Genomic DNA, 19,928 nt, shown 5'->3' on the forward strand with positions numbered 1-19,928 from the left:
TGGTGGTTTTTGGGAGAATCTCCCACCACTTGCCTGCAGCCAAGTGGCATGACATGCGAGTTTATATTTTACTTTCTAAAGCAGCGCTATCTCATTCATTTTAAAGGATATTCACAAAAAAAGCTTTGCGCGCTAAGTCTTTGTTGCATAAGGGAAAAATCTTGTTTTCTACCTTGACCATAGGGTCTTTTTTCTCTATAGTGGTAAAAGGTGGGAGAAAGTGGGTTTTTGTGGTGGTTTTTCCCTTGTCAGACAAGAGAGGTTTCCGTGAGTTTTCGGGGTAGTGCAACGCTAAATCTGGATAGCAAGGGGCGCTTGGCGATCCCGGCACGCTATCGCGATGCGTTGGCCGAAATTTCTGCCGGCAAACTGGTCTTGACTGCAGACCCGAGCAAGTGTCTGTTGCTTTATCCAGTGACAGAATGGGGTCCCATCGAAGAGAAGTTGAACAGTGTATCCAGTTTCAATCCTCAGTTGCGTGCTTACCAGCGTGTGGTTGTGGGTTATGCAGAAGATGTGGAAATGGATTCTGCGGGGCGCATTCTGGTTTCTCCGGAGTTGCGCACATTTGCCGGGCTGGACAAGCGTGTGGTGCTTATCGGGCAAGGCAAGAAATTTGAATTGTGGGATGAACTTGGTTGGCAGCGGCAGTGTGATGTGGCACTGGAATACAGTGCTAACGGGATGCCTGCTGAGCTTGAAGGGTTCTCTCTATAATGTCTGCACCAACTACACACGTCACCGTGATGCTTCAGGAAGCGGTGGCGGGGCTCTCTGTAAAGCCAAACGGTATCTATGTTGACTGCACCTTCGGGCGGGGCGGTCACAGCCGTTTGATTCTCTCGCAATTGGACGCCGGGGGGCGTCTGATTGCGTTTGATAAAGATCCTGCGGCCATCGCAGAGGCCAGTCTTGTCAAAGATCCTCGTTTTCATATCGTTCACGCACCATTCGGAGATTTTGCGGCCGAACTGGATCGGCTGGGTATTGCCCGCGTGGATGGTGTGCTGATGGATCTGGGTGTGTCATCACCGCAGCTGGATGAAGCTGAACGGGGGTTCAGTTTCCGGTTTGATGCGCCTTTGGATATGCGTATGGATAACACCCGTGGCCAGACGGCTGCGGATTGGATCAATACTGCCGCTGAGGCAGACTTGTCGAAAGTGATCAGGGATTATGGTGAAGAGCGGTATGCTAAACAGGTTGCAAGCGCGATTGTTGCTGCGCGCAGCCAAGAGCCCATTACCACAACCCGGCAACTTGCCAAGGTCGTGGCGTCGGCCGTCCGTACACGCGAGCAGGGTCAGGACCCCGCGACGCGCACCTTTCAGGCTGTACGGATTTACATCAATCGCGAGCTTGAAGAGCTCACGCTAGTTCTGCCACAGATTATCAGCCGCCTGAATGTGGGCGGACGTCTGTCGGTCATCAGCTTTCATTCGCTGGAAGATCGTATAGTCAAGCATGCATTTCGTGATGCAGTAACAGTGGATACCCTGCCAAGCAGACTGCCTGTCAGGGCGGATCAACTGGCGCAGCCTGAGGCTCGTCTTGTGGGTAAAGCCATGAAGGCCTCTGCAGAAGAAGTGCGTTCCAACTCCCGCTCGCGCAGCGCAACACTGCGTGTCCTGGAAAAGTTGGAGGGCAAGCATGTTTAAACTGAATCTCATGCTGCTGCTCATCGCCATTGTATCCGCACTGTCCGTGGTGACTTCCCAGCACAAGGCACGTCGTCTGTATGCGGCGTACCAGCAGGAAGTAAAGCAGAGTCGCCAGTATGGGGAAGACTACGACAAGCTGCTGCTTGAACAAAGTACCCAAGGGATGCACTCCCGCATCGAGCGCGAAGCGCAAGGTGCACTGAAAATGAATACGCCCGCGCCGGAGCGTACCCGCGTTGTCACCTCGGATGGCGATGCCGTCCTGGTTGTTCCACCGAAAGAGGAATGACCATGGCCCGTGTCCGTTACGCGAATCCTGACCTTGCCCTTAAATTACCAGCCTGGCGTTCAGCCCTGGTTTTTGGCCTTTTGGGGGCCGGCTTCTTTGCCCTAGTGGGCCGCTCATTGTATTTACAGGTCCAGCAGGATGTGTTCTTGCAAAAAGAAGGTGAAGCACGCTATAGCCGCATCATTCCGCTGGTGGCCAAACGTGGTGTAATTACCGACCGTAATGGTCTGACCCTGGCCCGTAGTGCGCAGGCGGCGAGCGTCTGGGCTAATCCGGCTGAATCCGACGGCATTACCGCCGCCCAATACACGATGCTGGCTCAGGAACTGGGCATGAGCGAAAAAGACATTCGTGCCAAGTTTGAAGACAAGAGTCGTGGCTTTGTCTATCTAAAGCGTCGTATCAATCCGGAAATTGCTACCCGTCTACTGGCACAGAAAATTCCTGGTATCTACCAGCAGCCCGAATACAAACGGATTTACCCTGCCCATGAAGTCATGGCGCACATTGTCGGCTTCACTGACCCGGACGAGCATGGTCAGGAAGGCATTGAACGGGCAAAAGATGCCGTGCTGGCCGGCAAGTCCGGCAGCTGGGGTGTAATCCGCGACCGCCGTGGTTTTGTGGTGGAAGACCTGGGCAATAAAGTGCCGCCAAAAGACGGTGAAACCGTCACGCTGTCTATCGACAGTGACATCCAGTATCTGGCTTTCCGCGAGCTGGCGGCCGGTGTATCTGCCGCCAAGGCCAAGGCGGGCGGCGTTGTGGTGCTGGATGCCCATACGGGTGAGGTGCTGGCGCTGGCCAATGTGCCAACTTACAACCCGAATAACCGTGGCACTATCGTGCCCGAAAACATGCGTAACCGGGTGCTGACAGACCAGTTCGAACCCGGTTCCATGATGAAGCCGATTTCGATCTCGGCCGCGCTGGATGCTGGCATCGTCAAGCCAGAGTCAACATTTGTGACCAACGGCAGCATGCAGATTGCCAACCGCACGATTACGGATACCCACAATTACGGTGTATTGACCACCGCTGGCGTGATTCAGAAGTCCAGTAACATTGGTACGGCAACCATCGCCCTGAAAATGAGCCCGGAAATGATGTGGAGCATGTATGACCGCGTCGGCTTCGGCAAGATACCCGCCACGGGTTTTCCGGGAGAAGCCAAGGGCCGTCTGCGCCCGTTCAAGACCTGGAAGCCGGTTGAGCAGGCCACCATGGGCTATGGCTACGGGATTTCCGTCAGCCTGATGCAGATCGCCCGTGCCTACATGATTTTTGCCAATGATGGTGCAATCCGGCCCGTCAGCATCCTCAAGCAGTCTGCCCCGGGCGCGGCGACGCAGGTGATCAAGCCTGAAACCTCCCGCGAGATGCTGAAAATGCTGGAGATGGTCACGCAGCCAGGCGGTACGGCTCAGCTAGCGCAGGTGGTGGGCTACCGCGTCGGCGGGAAAACCGGCACCGCCTACAAGCACGCGGCTGGCGGCTACTCAAAAGACAAATATGTGGCGTCATTTGTTGGCGTGGCACCTATTTCTGCGCCACGTGTCATCGTGGCGGTCATGGTGGATGAACCAGACCCTACCAAACACTATGGCGGCCAGGTTTCTGCCCCCATTTTCAGCAAAATTACGGCAGGCATCATGCGCAAACTGGGCGTACAGCCCGATGCTCCTGCACAAACCGTTGTGATCCCAGGTTTTGATGAGCCAGAAGCGGAGACGGGGCTATGACAAACACAGCACTCATCGATCAATTCCGTGCATTAACTGCCAACGTAAACGCCCTGGTGATCGACAGCCGCGAGGTGTTGCCCGGCGCTGCTTTTTTTGCCTTGCCTGGTGAACACGGAGATGGCCGCGATTACATCCCGGCCGCCATTGCCGCAGGGGCGACACTGGTGGTGTGGGAATCTGAGGGATTTAGCTGGCAACCTGACTGGCAGGTGGCTAATCTGGGTGTCGCAGATCTACGGCAAGCGATAGGCTGGCTGGCTAGCGAGTTTTATGGGCATCCTGCCGAGGGGATGTCCTTTGTTGGTGTTACGGGTACCAATGGCAAGACATCTTGCACGCACTGGCTGATGCAGGCCTTTGATCTGCTGGGGCGCAAAACGGCCGTGGTTGGTACGGTGGGTAACGGGTTTGCCGGTCACCTGACCGAAGCGACGCATACCACACCAATGCCGATTGCGTTGCAGCAGTTGCTGCGCGACTTCAAGGCAGCAGATGCCCAAGTTGTTGCGATGGAAGTGTCATCGCACGCGCTGGAGCAAGGTCGTGCCAACGGCGTGCCATTTTCAACCGCGCTGTTTACCAACCTGACACGTGACCATCTGGATTACCACGGCGATATGGCAGCTTACGCTGCGGCCAAGGCCCGGTTGTTCAAGTGGCCAAACCTGAAACATGCCGTCATCAATGCTGACGATCCATTTTCTGGTGAATTGCTGACCATCGCGGAAGCTCATCAGGTCAAGGTACTGACCTATGGCATTTCGCAGGGGGATATCCATTGCTCCCGCATTGCGATGGATCTGAATGGACTGGATCTGGATATCCAGACACCAGAAGGCGTTATTCGCGTCCAGAGCGGGTTGATTGGTGAGTTCAACATTTCCAACCTGCTGGGGGTGCTTGGCGTACTGTTGGCAGAAGGTGTGGCGCTGGCTGATGCGGGTAAAGTCCTTGGCCAAATCCGCAGTGTTGCGGGGCGGATGCAACGCGTTGGCGGGCAAGACCAGCCGCTGATTGTCATTGATTACGCGCACACGCCCGATGCCTTGGAAAAAGCACTGACCACCCTGAAGGTGGTGTTGCCTGAAGGCGGCAAACTGTATGTGGTCTTTGGTTGCGGTGGTGACCGTGACAATGGCAAACGCCCTGTGATGGGCGGAATTGCCGGGCGCATCGCAGATGTCGTGATTGTAACCAGCGATAACCCAAGAACCGAAGATGCCAGCACCATCGTCCAGCAAGTAGCAGCTGGTGTGGATGAAAACCCGCACGAGGTGGTCATCGACCGTCACCAGGCAATTCGCCGTGCCGTTGCGCTGGCCAAGGCCGGTGATATTGTGCTGATTGCCGGTAAAGGGCATGAGGACTATCAGATTATCGGCAAGTCCAAGCATCATTTTGATGATGTCGAAGAAGCTTGCCTCGCGCTTTTGAATGCCCCCGACGACACGATGACCACGCTGCATGTGGCGGCCTTGGCGGTTGGTGGAGCACTTCGGGGTGCTGATGTTGCATTTAACCATGTCACGCATGACACGCGCGCTGTTCAGCCTGGCAGCCTGTATGTTGCCCGCAAAGGCGCAGCCATGGATGGCCATGCGCTGATTCCTCAGGCACTTGCTGCCGGTGCCGTAGCGGCACTGGTGGAAGATATCCCGGCAGAAGGTTACGGCTGCCCGGTCATTCAGGTCGCGAATACGGATCTGGCGCTAGGCAGACTGGCGGCCTGGTGGCGTGGCAGGTTCCGCATTCCAGTGGCCGCCATTACTGGCTCCTGCGGCAAAACCACCGTGAAGGACATGCTGGCATCAGTGTGTGCTTCCGCAGTCGGGGCGGCCAATGTGGTAGCCACCGAAGGCAGTTTCAACAACCATACCGGTTTGCCGCTGACCTTGTTGCGCCTGCGTGACAATCACCGCTATGCCGTGATTGAAATGGGCATGAATCACCCTGGCGAAATCGCCTACCTGACCCAACTGACACGTCCTACCGTTGCTATGGTGAATAATGCACAGCCTGTCCATCTGGAAGGCGTCGGCTCACTGGACGGTGTCGCCCGTGCAAAAGGCGAGATTTATGCCGGTCTGGCACGAAATGGCACCGCCATTGTCAATGCAGAAGATGCTTACGCACCTTACTGGAAATCCCTGAATACCCAGCACAAAACTGTGACGTTTGGCTTTGAAAATGCTGACGTTACCGTTTCCGGTGAATGCCTGCCCCTGGAAAGCCATATCTGCTTGCATGGTGCCCAGGGAGATTTCAAGACCACGCTGCCTACGCCGGGCAAGCACAATGTACTGAACGCTGCAGCCGTGACTGCTGTTGCACAGGCACTTGGCCTGGCGGATCAGGATATTGCGGCGGGTCTGGCGAACTACAAGGGTAGTAAAGGGCGTCTGCAGCAAAAGCCGGCCCGTTTCGGTGGCCGCCTGATCGACGATAGCTACAACGCCAACCCGGCCAGCATGCGCGCCGCACTGGATGTGCTGTCTGCACTGGATGGGCAGCGGATTTATGTGATGGGCGGCATGGGCGAACTGGGTACGGATAGCAAGGCACTACATGCTGGTGTGGGTGAATATGCCCGCGGCAAAGTGGAGCATCTGCTGTGCTGGGGCGGCGATAGCGCCGAAGCTGCAGCCGCATTTGGCCCGAACGGACGATATTTTGAAGATTTTGATGCCTTGCTGGCCGCGCTGGATGCGCTGGTGTCCCCAGATACCACCATGCTGGTGAAAGGTTCCCGTTCCATGAAGATGGAACGGGTGGTAGAACATTTTATCAAGGAGGCCTGAGTGTTATTACTACTGGCACAATGGCTAGGGTCTGAAGTCCGGGCTTTTAACGTCATCAACTACATTACCCTGCGCGGCGTTCTGGCCATGCTGACTGCTTTGGCCTTCTCTCTGTTGCTGGGCCCTGGCGTGATCCGCAAGCTGACCGAGCTGAAAGTTGGCCAACCCCTGCGCGAAGAAAAACTGACCACGCACGTCACCAAGGTCGGCACCCCGACCATGGGCGGTACGCTGATTCTGGTCTCGATTGCCCTGACTACCCTGTTGTGGGCCGACCTGCACAACCACTATGTCTGGCTGCTGCTGTTTGTGACCTTGGGGACCGGTGTAATCGGCTTTATCGATGATTACAAAAAGGTGGTTTACAAAAACCCGGCCGGCTTGTCCGGTAAAGCCAAGATGCTGGGGCAAAGCATCATCGCCCTGATTGCCGGTTACTGGCTGGCAACCCACGGAACGTTTTCTCTGGCTGCGTTCAAAGAAGCGGGCGCCCAGACTACGCTGATTGTGCCTTTCTTCAAAACCATCGCATTCCCGTTTGGCGTGGGTGGCTTCATGGTGCTGACGTATCTGGTGATTGTGGGCAGCAGCAATGCGGTGAACCTGACCGACGGGCTGGATGGTCTGGCCATCATGCCATCCGTGATGGTCTCCGGTGCACTGGCCATTTTTGCGTACGTGGCCGGTAACGTGATCTTCTCCAAATACCTAGGGTTGCCGCATATCCCCGGTTCAGCCGAGGTGGTGGTGTTCTGTGCCGCGCTGGTGGGGGCCGGGCTCGGGTTCCTCTGGTTCAATGCCTATCCTGCCGAAGTCTTCATGGGCGACGTTGGGGCGTTGGCCATTGGTGCTGCGCTGGGCACGGTAGCCGTCATTGTCCGTCAGGAAATCGTGCTGGCCATCATGGGGGGCGTATTCGTGATGGAGGCAGTATCGGTGATGTTGCAGGTGGCTTATTTCAAGTACACCGGGGGCAAACGGATTTTCCTGATGGCGCCTTTGCACCATCACTATGAGAAAAAAGGCTGGAAAGAAACGCAAGTTGTCGTGCGTTTCTGGATTATTACCATGATGTTGGTGCTAGCTGGTCTGGCAACCCTGAAACTGAGGTAATCATTATGTACGGCAATCAACGGGTACTGGTTCTGGGAATGGGTGACAGCGGGTTGTCTGCATGTCGCTGGCTGGACGCGCACGGCGCAACCGTAACCGTTGCCGATAGCCGTCAGTCGCCGCCGCAGCTGGCGCGTTTTCAGCAAGACATGCCGCACATGACGCTGCATCTGGGGCCGTTTGACGACATGATCTTTGGCGGAATCGACTACGCAGTCGTCAGCCCGGGTGTGCCAATTTCTGACCCGGCCATTGCCCGTGCCATCGCTCGCGGCATTCCAGTGATTGGTGATGTGGAGCTGTTTGCCCGCTGGATCGCTACCTGGCCCAGCAAAGTGATTGCCATCACCGGGTCTAACGGCAAGAGCACCGTGACCAGCATGGTCGGGCATCTGTGCGAAAAGGCCGGTCTGAAAACGGTTGTAGCCGGTAATATCGGCCTGCCAGTACTGGATGCTCTGGAAGCATGCGAAGAAGACCGAGCAGATGGTGCCGGTTACCCTGATGTGTTTGTGCTGGAACTCTCCAGCTTCCAGCTGGAAACCACGCAAAGCCTGCGTTGCGAGAGTGCCACCGTCCTGAATGTGTCAGAAGACCATCTGGACCGCTATGACGGCATGGACGGCTACGCCGCTGCGAAAGCCAGAATCTTTGCCCATAGCAAGGTACAGGTACTGAACCAGCAGGATGTACGCAGCCTTGGCATGCAGAAGCCTTTGCAAAAAGTGCTGACATTTACGCTGAATACACCAACCGATCCAAACCAGTTTGGTTTGCTGGATCAGGGTAAAGGCATTCAGCTGGCCAAGGGGAATACGCCGCTGTTTCCGCTTATTGATCTGCCACTGGCTGGTCTGCATAACGCAGCCAATACCCTGGCAGCGCTGGCACTGATCGACGGCGCAGACATCCCGCTAGCCAGCGTGTTGCCGCATATCCGCAGCTTCAAAGGTCTGGCACATCGCGTCGAGCCGATATTAACGCTAAATGGTGTCACCTTCATTGATGACTCCAAAGGGACCAATGTCGGGGCAACAGAAGCGGCACTAAAAGGCATGACCGAGCCGGTACTGCTGATTGCCGGCGGCGATGGCAAAGGACAGGATTTTACGCCGCTGCGTGATGCCATTCTGCAATCCGGCAAAGCAGTGTACCTGATCGGCAAAGATGCCGATGCGATTGCCGCAGTACTTGCCGGAACGAGCATTCCGCTTAGCCGCCATGACTCGCTGGAAGCTGCGGTTGAGGCGGCCTGGTCCAATGCCCGCGAAGGGGATGTGATCTTGCTGAGCCCGGCTTGCGCCAGTCTGGACATGTTCCGGAATTATGCCCACCGGGCAGACGTTTTTATTGAGGCTGCACATGCAATTGCAGCCAGGACTCAGGGGTAGTGGTTCACATGGGCATTTCTTTCCGCCAACTTCGCAATCGGCCGCAGCCTGCTGGTACTGACCAGTGGCTGGTGTGGTCCGTATTGTTATTGCTGGCGATTGGCCTGGTGATGGTGTATTCGGCATCGATTGCCTATGCGGCAACCGACAAGGATACCGGCTACAGAATGACTTATTACCTGGTTCGCCAGGCCATCTTTTTGGGGGTCGGCTTTGTTGGCGGGTTTATCGCCTACCAGTTCCCGACCCGTATCTGGCAGCAGTACGCACCGTATGCCTTCCTGTTCGGCCTGGCGTTGCTGGTTTTGGTACTGATTCCGCATGTTGGTCGCGAAATCAACGGTAGTAAGCGCTGGCTGGGTCTGGTGGTCATCAACCTGCAGCCTTCCGAGCTGATGAAGCTGTTTGCCGTGCTGTATGCCGCAGACTACACCGTCCGCAAGGCCGCTTACATGCATAGCCTGGTAAAAGGCTTTGTGCCGATGTTTATGGTGATGCTGATTACTGGCGGTCTGTTGCTGTCTGAGCCGGACTTTGGTGCATTTGCCGTGATTACTGCCATTGCCATGGGGTGCCTGTTCCTGGGTGGCCTGAACGGCATGCTGTTCATTGGCCTGATCGTGTTTCTGGCGGTCGGGTTTGTGGCGCTGGTGCTGTTCTCTCCCTACCGTTACGCCCGTTTGGTGGGGTTTCTTAACCCTTGGGCTGACCCGCTGGGCAAAGGGTATCAGCTGTCTCACTCCCTGATCGCGTTTGGCCGGGGTGAATGGCTGGGTGTAGGGCTGGGTGGTTCCATCGAGAAACTGTATTACCTGCCAGAAGCACATACCGACTTTTTAATGGCGATTATTGCCGAGGAGCTCGGGTTTGCCGGGGTGGCCGTGGTGATCTTCCTGTTTGTGGTGATGATCTGGCGCATTTTCGTGATTGGCAAGCAAGCCATGAAGCTGGAGCGCTATTGGTCTGCACTGGCAGCCTATGGGGTAGCCATCTGGCTGGGGTCACAGTCCATCATCAACATGGGCGTGAATATGGGCTTGTTGCCAACCAAAGGTCTAACCCTGCCGCTGATGAGCTTCGGTGGTTCCGGTGTGGTGGCCAACCTGGTGGCACTGGCCCTGGTGTTACGAATTGACTGGGAATCCCGTCAGATGATGCGGGGGTATCAGGTATGAGTCAGAAAACGGCAATGATGATGGCAGCCGGTACCGGCGGACATATCTTTCCGGCACTGGCGGTAGCCAATGCGCTGGCGGCAAAAGGCTGGAAGATTGTCTGGCTGGGTACGCCCGGCGGCATGGAAAACCGGCTGGTTGAGCCGCATGGCTACCCGATGGTGCATCTGGATATCAAGGGTGTGCGCGGCAATGGTGTCATGCGCAAGCTGATGACCCCGCTGATGCTGGCCAAGTCTGTGCTGCAGGCGCGTACCGCCATGCGCCAGCATCGTCCGGCCGTAGTGGTCGGGTTTGGTGGTTATGTGGGTGTGCCGGGCGCACTGGCCGCAAAGAGCATGGGCGTGCCGCTGGTCATTCACGAGCAAAACGCCATTGCCGGCCTGACCAACAAGCTGACGTCCAGACTGGCCAATGTTGTGTTACAAGCTTTCCCTGGTGCATTTGCCGGTGTGCAGAAAGCCAGAACCGTCGGGAATCCGGTTCGTGCTGACATCCGTACCATTGCCGACCCGGCGGTCCGGTTCGCAGGGCGTCAGGGTGCATTGAAATTGCTGGTGGTGGGTGGGAGTCTCGGTGCCAAAGTGCTGAACGACACCGTGCCCAAAGCCATTGCCAAACTACCCGACAATCTCCGCCCGGTCGTGATTCACCAGTCAGGCGAGAAACAGATTGCCGCCCTTGAGGCTGCCTATACCGAGGCTGGCGTGACGGCCAAAACGGTGCCATTCATCCAGGACATGGCCAGTGCGCTGGCAGATGCAGATCTGGTGATCTGCCGCGCGGGCGCGCTGACCGTCAGTGAGCTGGCCGTTGCCGGTGTGGCGGGCATGTTTGTGCCGCTGCCTCACGCCGTAGACGACCATCAGACGGCTAATGCCAAGTCGCTGACAGATACAGGGGCTGGCTGGCTGCTGCCACAGGGCCAGTTAACCGACGATGTATTGGCTTCACTGCTCAACGGGCTGACAAGAGAAGAACTGCAGAAACGGGCGACGATTGCCCGTCAACATGGATTGCCGCATGCAACAGACCTGGTCGTGGCTGCATGTGAAGAGGTGGCCAAATGAAACATAAAGTAAAACATATCCATTTTGTCGGTATCGGTGGCGTCGGCATGTCCGGCATTGCCGAGGTACTGCTGAACCTGGATTTTGATGTCACCGGCTCCGACCTAGCTAGCAACGCTACCACCCAGCGGCTTGAGGCCGCAGGTGCCAAAGTGTATCTCGGACATGCTCACGGGCAGATCCAGAACGCCGATGTGGTGGTCGTCTCCAGCGCGGTGCACGAAGACAATCCGGAAGTGATGGATGCGCGTGCCGCTGGCATTCCGGTCGTGCCACGCGCCATGATGCTGGGCGAACTGATGCGCCTGCGGCAAGGGATTGCCGTCGCAGGGACGCACGGCAAAACCACCACCACCAGCCTGGTGGCCTCCATTCTGGCACGTGCCGGGCTAGACCCGACCTTTGTGATTGGCGGGCGGCTGAATGCGGCCGGCAGTAATGCCAAGCTGGGAACGGGGGATTTTCTGGTGGCAGAAGCCGATGAATCGGATGCCTCCTTCTTGCTGTTGTCTCCGGTGATCTCGATTGTGACCAACATCGATGCTGATCACATGGATACCTATGACCACGACTTTGAAAAGCTGAAAAGCGCGTTTGTGGATTTTCTGCAGCACCTGCCTTTTTACGGCCGTGCGATCCTGTGCATTGACGATGTAAACGTACGCAGCATCCTGCCTCGGATCAGCAAGCCGGTGACCACTTATGGTGTGTCCGAAGATGCGCATATCCGTGCCGAGAATATTGTGGCTGCCAACGGCCAAATGAAATTTGATGCAGTCTGGCAGAACGGAACCGAACACCGTCTGGCCATCACGCTGAATACCCCAGGGCATCACAATGTGCTGAATGCACTGGCGGCGATTGCTGTCTCTCTGGAGGTGGATGCAGATGAATCCGCCATTCAGGCAGCACTGGCCGAATTCGGTGGCGTAGGTCGCCGTTTCCAGCGCTATGGCGAAGTGACGCTGCCGGAGGGCGGTCAAATCACCCTGGTGGACGATTATGGCCACCACCCGGTCGAAATGGCGGCCACATTGGCCGCCGCGCGCGGTGCGTTCCCTGGCCGTCGTCTGGTGCTGGCATTCCAGCCGCATCGCTACACCCGGACCCGTGACCTGTTTGAAGACTTTGTGCAGGTATTGGGTCGTGCCGATGCCTTGGTGCTGGCGGAAGTATATGCTGCCGGTGAGGCGCCGATTGTGGCTGCGGATGGTCGCGCACTGGCGCGTGCTGTTCGCGTGCAAGGCAAGATCGAACCCGTTTTTGTGCCGGAAATTGCCGACATGCCAGATGCCATCCTGAGAAGCGTGGTGGATGGCGATGTCGTGATCACCATGGGTGCCGGCTCCATTGGCGGCGTACCTGCAAAACTGGTTGCAGCGAAATGAGTAAAGACATGAAACAGAAATACGGAAAAGTAGCCGTGATGTGCGGTGGTCCTTCAGCAGAGCGCGAAGTCTCCCTGATGAGCGGCAAGGGGGTGCTGGATGCGTTGCTGGTCAAGGGCGTGGATGCGCACCATTTCGATCCGCTGGAAAAACCGCTGTCAGCCCTCAAAGACGAAGGCTTTGATCGCGTATTTCTGATCCTGCATGGTCCGTTTGGCGAAGATGGCACCGTACAAGGTGCGCTGGAAGTGATGGGTTTGCCATATACCGGTTGCGGCGTACTGGCTTCTGCGGTGGGTATGGACAAACTGCGTACCAAGCTGCTGTGGCGTGCCCTGGACTTGCCGATTCCGGACTTTGTGGTGCTGGATGATGAAGCAGACTTTGCTGCCGTTGAAAAACAGCTGGGATTACCGCTGTTCGTGAAACCGGCGACAGAGGGTTCCAGTATCGGTGTGACCAAGGTCAAGCAGGCGGGTGAACTGAAAGCCGCTTATGAAGCTGCACGCCAGTATGACCCGATCGTGATTGCCGAAACCTTTATCGGCGGCGGGGAGTACACCGCCAGCGTGTTGGGCAATACCGTGCTGCCGTTCGTCAAGATTGAGCCGGCTACCGAATTCTACAACTACGACGCCAAGTATTTCCGCGATGACACCGTGTATCGCTGCCCGTGCGGCCTGTCTGAAACGCAGGAAAAAGAAATCGCCGCGCTGGTGCAAAAGGCATTCTGGGCCATCAATGGCCGCAGCTGGGGGCGTGTGGACTTCCTGATGGATGAAGCCGGTAAAGCGTACTTGCTGGAGGTCAACACGGCACCAGGCATGACATCGCACAGCCTGTTCCCGATGGCGGCCCGCCAGACCGGCTTGAGTTACGAAGATGTGGTGTTGCGGATTCTGGACACCACACTGCCAAGTGAGGTGGCATGATGCTGCGGCCAGCCCGTCTGGTGAGGTGCTGATTCATGTGGGATAAGCCACAGGCCCTGAATGCGCTATCAAACCTGCTGTATGGTCTGATAACGCTTGCCGTGCTCTATACCGTCGTGTTTCTGACCGTCAACTCCGGTGCTTTCCCGCTAAAGGAAATCCGGGTTGAAGGCAAGCTGTCACACATCAGCCGGGAGCAGGTGCAGTACATCGCCAAGCATGCCATCAGCGGTAGCTTCTTTACCCTGAGCGTGGATGGAACGCGCCAGGCTTTCGAGAAACTGCCCTGGGTTCGCCAGGTGAATGTGCGTCGCCGCTGGCCAGGGATTTTGCAGGTCGAGATTGAAGAGCACAAGGCCATGGCGCGCTGGGGCGAGACCGCGCTGGTGAATACTTCCGGTGAGGTATTCGATGCTGCCAGTGATGAAGAACTGCCAGTATTTATCGGTCCGGATGGCACGAGCGCCGATGTTGCCAAGGCCTATGCCGATTACAAGCAACTGTTTGCACCCAAGAAACTGGTGCCAGTGAAGATTGAACTTTCCCCGCGCCGTGCATGGCGGATGATGCTGTCCAACGGCATGCAACTGGTGATTGGGCGGGATGATGTAGAAGGTCGTCTGAAGCGCTTTGTACAGATTTACGACAAGGCGTTTGCCGGCCGGACGGGTATCCAGTATGTGGACTTGCGTTACGCCAACGGCTTGGCGATCAAGTTGCCACCGGAAGCCATGGCGGCCGTACTGGCCCCGGCCAAGCCAGGTACACCGAAAGCCGGCGTACCGCCCGTGACGGCCAAGAAAGACGCGAAAGAACAACAAGCCGCAAAGGCTGCGCCAGCGCAACCCGCCGGCAAGCCCAAGACCGATGCCGTGAAGAAGAAAGACGTCCCCGCATCGGCCAGGCCCGCAAAAGCAATGAAGCATCCGGATAAGCCGGCTGCTAACAAACAGGTTTAGAGCAGGAGTAAACAGGGTGAGTAAGGACAGCAAAAACCTAATCGTAGGTCTGGACATCGGCACCAGCAAGATCGTCGCGATTGTTGCTGAGTTGAAGGTCGATGGTCAGTTGGAAATCATCGGCATGGGGAGTCATGCATCACGCGGCCTGAAAAAAGGCGTGGTGGTGAATATCGAATCGACCGTGACAGCCATCCAGCGCGCACTGGAAGAAGCCGAGTTGATGGCGGATTGCAAGATTCGCGAAGTCTATACCGGGATTGCCGGCAGCCATATCAAGAGCTTCAACTCGCACGGGATGGTCGCCATCAAGGACAAGGAAGTCAGCCAGACCGACGTGGACCGCGTGATCGAGACCGCACGTGCCGTGAACATCCCGACGGATCAGCAGATTTTGCACATCCTGGAACAGGAATTCATCATTGATGGCCAGGAAGACGTCAAAGAACCGCTAGGCATGAGTGGCGTGCGTCTGGAAGTCAAAGTGCATATCGTGACCGGTGCAGTCAGTGCCGCGCAGAACATCATGAAATGCGTACGCCGCTGCGGGCTGGAAGTTGCCGACCTGATCTTGCAGCCATTGGCCTCTGCACATGCCGTGCTGTCTGAAGACGAAAAAGATCTGGGCGTGTGCCTGGTCGATATCGGCGGCGGTACCACGGATATCGCTGTGTTCACCGAAGGCGCTATCCGCCATACCGCTGTGATTCCGATTGCCGGTGACCAGATCACCAGCGACATCGCCATGGCATTGCGCACGCCAACCAAAGAAGCAGAAGACATCAAGCTGGCCCACGGCTGCGCCTTGCGTCAGTTGGCCGATGCCAACCAGATGGTAGAAGTGCCGGGTGTGGGTGATCGTGGTCCTCGTCAGTTGTCGCGTGCGACGCTGGCAGAAGTTATCGAACCGCGCGTAGAAGAACTGTATACCCTGGTGCAGGCCGAATTGCGTCGCAGCGGGTTTGAAGATCTGCTGTCTTCCGGCATCGTGATTACCGGTGGGTCCAGCCTGATGCCAGGCATGGTGGAACTGGGTGAAGAAGTGTTCCACATGCCGGTGCGTCTGGGGGTTCCCCACAACGTGCTGGGGTTTGCCGAAGTGGTGCGCAACCCGCGCTATGCCACCGGTGTCGGCCTGCTGATGTTTGGCAAGCAACAGAGCCAGCGTCACCAGATCCAGCGGATGCAGGGCGCTTCTGTCGGGCAGATTTTTGCCCGGATGAAGAGCTGGTTCCAGGGCAATTTTTAATGTTGGGCGCCTGTGAGTGCCAAAAACGGTTTTTTTGATATCAAAAATGTTAAGAAACCTAGATTTTTAGCGGCTTACAGGCAAATTGGGCTCCCTCTGCAGGATGCAGATGGGATAAAATAGCTGTTTTACTCGGGCAACAAGGAGACAGACTCATGTTTGAGTTGATGGAAGAAACAAAACCGGCCGCCATCATTAAGGTGATCGGTGTTGGTGGTTGCGGGGGCAATGCCATCGAGCACATGATTAATGCAGGTGTGCAAGGGGTGGATTTCATTTGCGCCAATACGGACGTGCAAGCACTCAAGCGCAGCGCGGCCAATGATCAACTGCAACTGGGTATCAACCTGACCAAAGGTCTGGGTGCCGGTGCCAAACCGGAAGTGGGCCGTGCCGCAGCAGAAGAAGATCGCGAACGCATTGCCGATGCCATTCGTGGTGCCAACATGCTGTTCATCACAGCAGGTATGGGTGGCGGTACCGGTACCGGTGCAGCACCCGTAGTTGCCGAAGTTGCCAAAGAAATGGGCATCCTGACCGTGGCGGTGGTAACCCGTCCGTTCAGCTATGAAGGCAAGCGCCAGCGCGCTGCTGCATCAGGTATTGAAGAACTGCAAAAGCATGTTGATTCCCTGATCATCATCCCTAACGACAAACTGATGCAAGTGCTGGGCGATGACGTCTCCGTCCAGGAAGCTTACAACGCAGCTAACGACGTATTGCACGGCGCAGTGGCCGGCATTGCCGAAATCATCAATTGCCCAGGCCTGGTTAACGTCGACTTTGCCGACGTGACCACCGTCATGAGCGAAATGGGGATGGCCATGATGGGCTCCGCATCTGCGCATGGCGTGGATCGTGCCCGTATTGCTGCCGAACAGGCCGTTGCCAGCCCGCTGCTGGACAATGTCGACCTGCGCGGTGCCCGCGGTATTGTGGTCAACATCACGGCATCCAGCTCATTCAAGATGCGCGAGATGAACGAAGTCATGGCAGTTATCAATGCATACGCTGCAGATGATGCAGAAATCATCTTCGGTAACGTGTTTGATGAAAACATGGGTGACAACCTGCGTGTAACGCTGGTGGCCACTGGTCTTGGCATGGCGGTCGCTCGCAAAGAACAGCAACCGATGAAACTGATCAAAACCGGTACCGATAACGTTGGCATGGAAATTGACTACGACGCACTGGACAAACCCGCCGTGATGCGTGGTAACCGTTTCAGCAGCCGCTCCCATGTAGAGCCAACCAGCTCTGCCATGCTCGATACGCTGGATATTCCTGCGTTTTTGCGCAAGCAGGCTGACTAAGGTATTTGAAAGGGGCATGTATAGCCAGGGTTGATCACCTTCATTGATATTACCCATCACCAGTCCCCCGGCTGGTTGTTACAATAGGGAGTATCAACGATGGTAAACACAAGATGATTAAGCAACGCACTCTCAAAAGCCCGGTCAAGGCAACGGGAATAGGACTCCACTCCGGCTGCAAAGTCGATGTCTGGTTGCATCCTGCCCCTGTTGACCATGGCATTGTCTTCCAGCGTACCGACTTGCCCGGTACACCGTGTATCCCGGCGAAGCCCGAGTTCGTCAACGATACACGCCTGTCATCTACGCTGGTGGATGGAGATGTGCGTGTCGGTACGGTAGAGCATCTGATGTCTGCCCTGGCCGGTCTTGGGATCGACAATCTGACAGTGGCACTTTCCGCCCAGGAAGTGCCACTGATGGATGGTTCTGCCGCCCCTTTTATCTACCTGATCCAGCAAGCTGGCGTGGTAGAGCAGAATGCCGAAAAGCAGTTTGTACGTGTCAAAAAACCGGTACGTGTCGAAGTCGGTGACAAGTGGGTTGAGCTATTGCCACACAATGGCTACAAAGTCTCGCTGACCATCGAATTCCGGCATCCGGCCATTCAGAAATCTGACCAGACCGTCGCCATTGATTTTGCCAATGCATCTTTCATTGACGAAATCAGCCGGGCGAGAACCTTTGGTTTCATGCATGAAGTCGAGTGGATGCGCAGCCAGGGATTGGCGCTGGGCGGAAATCTGGACAATGCCGTGGTACTGGACGAATACCGCGTGCTCAATAGCGAAGGGCTACGTTTTGAAAACGAGTTTGTCCGGCATAAAGTGCTGGATGCCATTGGTGATTTGTACTTGCTGGGGCACCCGTTGATCGGGGAGTTCCGCGGTTACAAGTCTGGCCATGCCCTGAATAATCAGTTGCTTCGCAAGATGCTGGCCGATGTCAGTAATTACGAAGTCGTCACTTTTGCGGTCCCGGAAGAGGCGCCAGACTCTTTCCATCGCCTGCAAACAGCCAATATTTCCCCAGCGATATAAATTAGCTATTTGTCTGCTGTATCCGTGTCAATCGTGAAAAGTACGATTAATAACCGTATTTTTCGCAGAATTTCGTCGATCTGGCAGAATAGTTATTTGCCGCGATGATGTTGAATCAGTCTGAGCAGAGCCTGTTGCACACTGCTACCTGCCGGTAATTCGGCAACGGCTTCATTGAGGCTTCCCAGTGCTTTTTTGGAAAGTCCTGTCTTTGGCGGTTTGGGTAATGGCCGCGGAATCACGTTTTGCACAACGACTTTGATTGCGCTAAGCTGTCCGTCTCCCAGTGCCGGGTTTTGTCTGGGCTGGTTGAGTAACTGCACCAGAGTCGGCGTGAATTGTCTGAGCCGGGCGGCGGCTGTGCCGTGCGGTACGGCAACCACCAGTGCGCCATTCTCCAGCTTCATGACAAACACCATGCCTTGCAACGGACCAGGCAGATAGCGGTCCAGCAGGTGTTGCCAGGCAAGCAGATAGTCTGTCGCGGACAAGAGTCGAGACAATTCAGTCTGGCCGGAGGAGTAAGAAAGGGCAGTTTTCACCTGGTCGATTCTACGCTATTTGGCTCTGGAAGACATGTATAACCGTGCATGACAGGTGGTATTCGCTGTTCCATTTCTGGATTGGATCGGGCTCACGGGTGTCCGGGGCCGGGATGAGGTGCCAGAGAGCGCCGTTATCGTAACAAACGCAACATCATGCAAGCATGCGTGATCCGGAGAATCTATGGAAATTATCCTCATGACTTCCAGAACCAGCCGTGTTCGGCAGTTGAAGCTGAACAAATGGCAGGCATGGATCGTGTTGCCCGGTGTCCTGCTGGGAACGGTGCTGGGGCTGTTGATGGTCTTCTGGCTGTTGCTGCAGTTGGTGCCCGGTCTGCGAGAAACCATTTTGCTGGACATGCTGGATGCCAGTACGGTTGCTGAACAAAGGACCGGGCGACAAAAGGATGCGCTGGATGTGCTGGCGCTGCGTGTCGGGGAAATGCAGGCACGCCAGAATTTGCTGAACCTGCATCAGCAAGCGCTGGCCAAGCAGTACGGTCTTGAATTGCCGGTCGCAAACCTGCCGCCTTTGCCGCAAGGCGGGCCGGAAGTTCCGCTGGGCAAACAGATGTCATCACTGAGTAATCAGGCCGCAGATCTCCAGTACCAAATCAACAAGTCTGCCGCCGACCACCGGCTGCTGAATGACTGGCTGGCCATGGGCAAGCGCATGAAATACCAGTTACCCGGGCAGATGCCGCTGGACATCGGTGCTTTCACCTCCAATTTCGGGGCGCGTTCAGACCCGTTTACCGGACGCCAGGCCATGCATGAAGGCATCGACTTTGCTGCGCCGGTCGGTACGCCCATCCATGCGGCGGCAGCCGGTACGGTTGTTTCTGCGTCGTTTCATAATGCGTATGGCAATCTGGTCGAGATTGACCATGGTGCCGGTATCAGCAGCCGTTACGCCCATGCCTCCAAACTGATGGTGAAACAGGGCGACCATGTAAACGCAGGGGACGTGATTGCGTTGGTAGGAAGTACGGGACGTTCGACAGGGGCGCATTTGCACTTTGAAGTGCGTTTCAAGGGTGAAGCAGAGAACCCGAGCCGCTTTTTGCCGGCTGCAGCCGGTTAATGCATGGAAAACCGGCATGTCCTCTTGTTTTTTGACGAAATGTCCTTATTTACTGTAAAAATGCAAGCGAGTGTGACGGTTTTTGTCCAGGATGTATCGACTTTATCGTGGTAAAAATGACGTGCGGCGTTGCGACAATCCTGCTAAGCAGTTAAAGTGACGCGTTTAATTTATTT

At 56.1% G+C, this 19,928-nt stretch carries 17 protein-coding genes; 16 read left to right on the forward strand and 1 reads right to left on the reverse strand.

Going from position 1 to position 19,928, the window contains the following annotated elements; translation table 11 throughout:
* Positions 1-267: 267 nt before the first annotated feature.
* The 15 genes from mraZ to lpxC all read left to right on the forward strand — a co-directional run bounded on the left by mraZ (position 268) and on the right by lpxC (position 18,123).
* Positions 268-717, forward strand: coding sequence for a division/cell wall cluster transcriptional repressor MraZ (gene mraZ / locus F552_RS0111645; RefSeq protein ID WP_018151920.1), 450 nt, complete (start codon positions 268-270; stop codon positions 715-717).
* Complete coding sequence (gene rsmH, locus F552_RS0111650; RefSeq protein ID WP_018151921.1) at positions 717-1,658, forward strand: 16S rRNA (cytosine(1402)-N(4))-methyltransferase RsmH; 942 nt, start codon at positions 717-719, stop codon at positions 1,656-1,658. Before mraZ ends, rsmH begins: the two co-directional genes overlap by 1 nt.
* Positions 1,651-1,950: a cell division protein FtsL gene (gene ftsL, locus F552_RS19225; RefSeq protein WP_018151922.1), complete on the forward strand. Its 300-nt coding sequence runs from the start codon at positions 1,651-1,653 to the stop codon at positions 1,948-1,950. The genes rsmH and ftsL overlap by 8 nt, the downstream gene beginning before the upstream one ends.
* Positions 1,951-1,952: 2 nt before the next feature.
* Positions 1,953-3,692 (forward strand): peptidoglycan D,D-transpeptidase FtsI family protein, encoded by a 1,740-nt coding sequence (locus F552_RS19230; protein WP_211208273.1) that lies wholly within the window; start codon positions 1,953-1,955, stop codon positions 3,690-3,692.
* A complete protein-coding gene (locus F552_RS19235) occupies positions 3,689-6,493 on the forward strand; it encodes a UDP-N-acetylmuramoyl-L-alanyl-D-glutamate--2,6-diaminopimelate ligase (protein ID WP_018151924.1) in 2,805 nt (934 codons plus the stop codon). Before F552_RS19230 ends, F552_RS19235 begins: the two co-directional genes overlap by 4 nt.
* The gene (gene mraY, locus F552_RS0111670; RefSeq protein WP_018151925.1) at positions 6,494-7,606 is read left to right on the forward strand and encodes a phospho-N-acetylmuramoyl-pentapeptide-transferase; all 1,113 of its coding nucleotides are present in this window, start codon (positions 6,494-6,496) and stop codon (positions 7,604-7,606) included.
* 5 nt (positions 7,607-7,611) lie between these two features.
* Positions 7,612-8,997 carry a UDP-N-acetylmuramoyl-L-alanine--D-glutamate ligase gene (gene murD, locus F552_RS0111675; protein WP_018151926.1) on the forward strand — a complete coding sequence of 462 codons (1,386 nt, stop codon included), beginning with the start codon at positions 7,612-7,614 and terminating at the stop codon, positions 8,995-8,997.
* A gap of 8 nt (positions 8,998-9,005) precedes the next feature.
* Complete coding sequence (ftsW, locus tag F552_RS0111680; RefSeq protein ID WP_018151927.1) at positions 9,006-10,172, forward strand: putative lipid II flippase FtsW; 1,167 nt, start codon at positions 9,006-9,008, stop codon at positions 10,170-10,172.
* On the forward strand, positions 10,169-11,242 hold the full coding sequence (gene murG, locus F552_RS0111685; protein WP_018151928.1) for an undecaprenyldiphospho-muramoylpentapeptide beta-N-acetylglucosaminyltransferase: 1,074 nt from the start codon (positions 10,169-10,171) through the stop codon (positions 11,240-11,242). The genes ftsW and murG overlap by 4 nt, the downstream gene beginning before the upstream one ends.
* Entirely contained in the window at positions 11,239-12,630 is a 1,392-nt protein-coding gene (murC, locus tag F552_RS0111690) for a UDP-N-acetylmuramate--L-alanine ligase (protein ID WP_018151929.1), read from the forward strand. The genes murG and murC overlap by 4 nt, the downstream gene beginning before the upstream one ends.
* An 8-nt stretch (positions 12,631-12,638) precedes the next feature.
* On the forward strand, positions 12,639-13,562 hold the full coding sequence (locus F552_RS0111695) for a D-alanine--D-alanine ligase (RefSeq protein ID WP_018151930.1): 924 nt from the start codon (positions 12,639-12,641) through the stop codon (positions 13,560-13,562).
* A 35-nt stretch (positions 13,563-13,597) separates the two neighbouring features.
* Positions 13,598-14,521, forward strand: coding sequence for a cell division protein FtsQ/DivIB (locus tag F552_RS19240; RefSeq protein WP_018151931.1), 924 nt, complete (start codon positions 13,598-13,600; stop codon positions 14,519-14,521).
* 16 nt (positions 14,522-14,537) lie between these two features.
* Complete coding sequence (gene ftsA / locus F552_RS0111705; protein WP_018151932.1) at positions 14,538-15,770, forward strand: cell division protein FtsA; 1,233 nt, start codon at positions 14,538-14,540, stop codon at positions 15,768-15,770.
* A 155-nt stretch (positions 15,771-15,925) separates the two neighbouring features.
* Complete coding sequence (ftsZ, locus tag F552_RS0111710; protein WP_018151933.1) at positions 15,926-17,083, forward strand: cell division protein FtsZ; 1,158 nt, start codon at positions 15,926-15,928, stop codon at positions 17,081-17,083.
* 113 nt (positions 17,084-17,196) lie between these two features.
* Positions 17,197-18,123, forward strand: coding sequence for a UDP-3-O-acyl-N-acetylglucosamine deacetylase (gene lpxC, locus F552_RS0111715; RefSeq protein ID WP_018151934.1), 927 nt, complete (start codon positions 17,197-17,199; stop codon positions 18,121-18,123).
* Positions 18,124-18,215: 92 nt separating this feature from the next.
* Here lpxC and F552_RS19245 read toward each other — a convergent pair whose 3' ends face one another.
* On the reverse strand, positions 18,216-18,665 hold the full coding sequence (locus F552_RS19245; protein ID WP_169333598.1) for a DciA family protein: 450 nt from the start codon (positions 18,663-18,665) through the stop codon (positions 18,216-18,218).
* 184 nt (positions 18,666-18,849) lie between these two features.
* Between F552_RS19245 and F552_RS0111725 the strand changes: the two genes are divergently transcribed.
* Positions 18,850-19,752, forward strand: a complete 903-nt coding sequence (locus F552_RS0111725; RefSeq protein WP_018151936.1) for a M23 family metallopeptidase — start codon at positions 18,850-18,852, stop codon at positions 19,750-19,752.
* Positions 19,753-19,928 lie beyond the last annotated feature (176 nt).

The organism is Leeia oryzae DSM 17879 (assembly GCF_000376945.1).
Classification (GTDB): domain Bacteria; phylum Pseudomonadota; class Gammaproteobacteria; order Burkholderiales; family Leeiaceae; genus Leeia; species Leeia oryzae.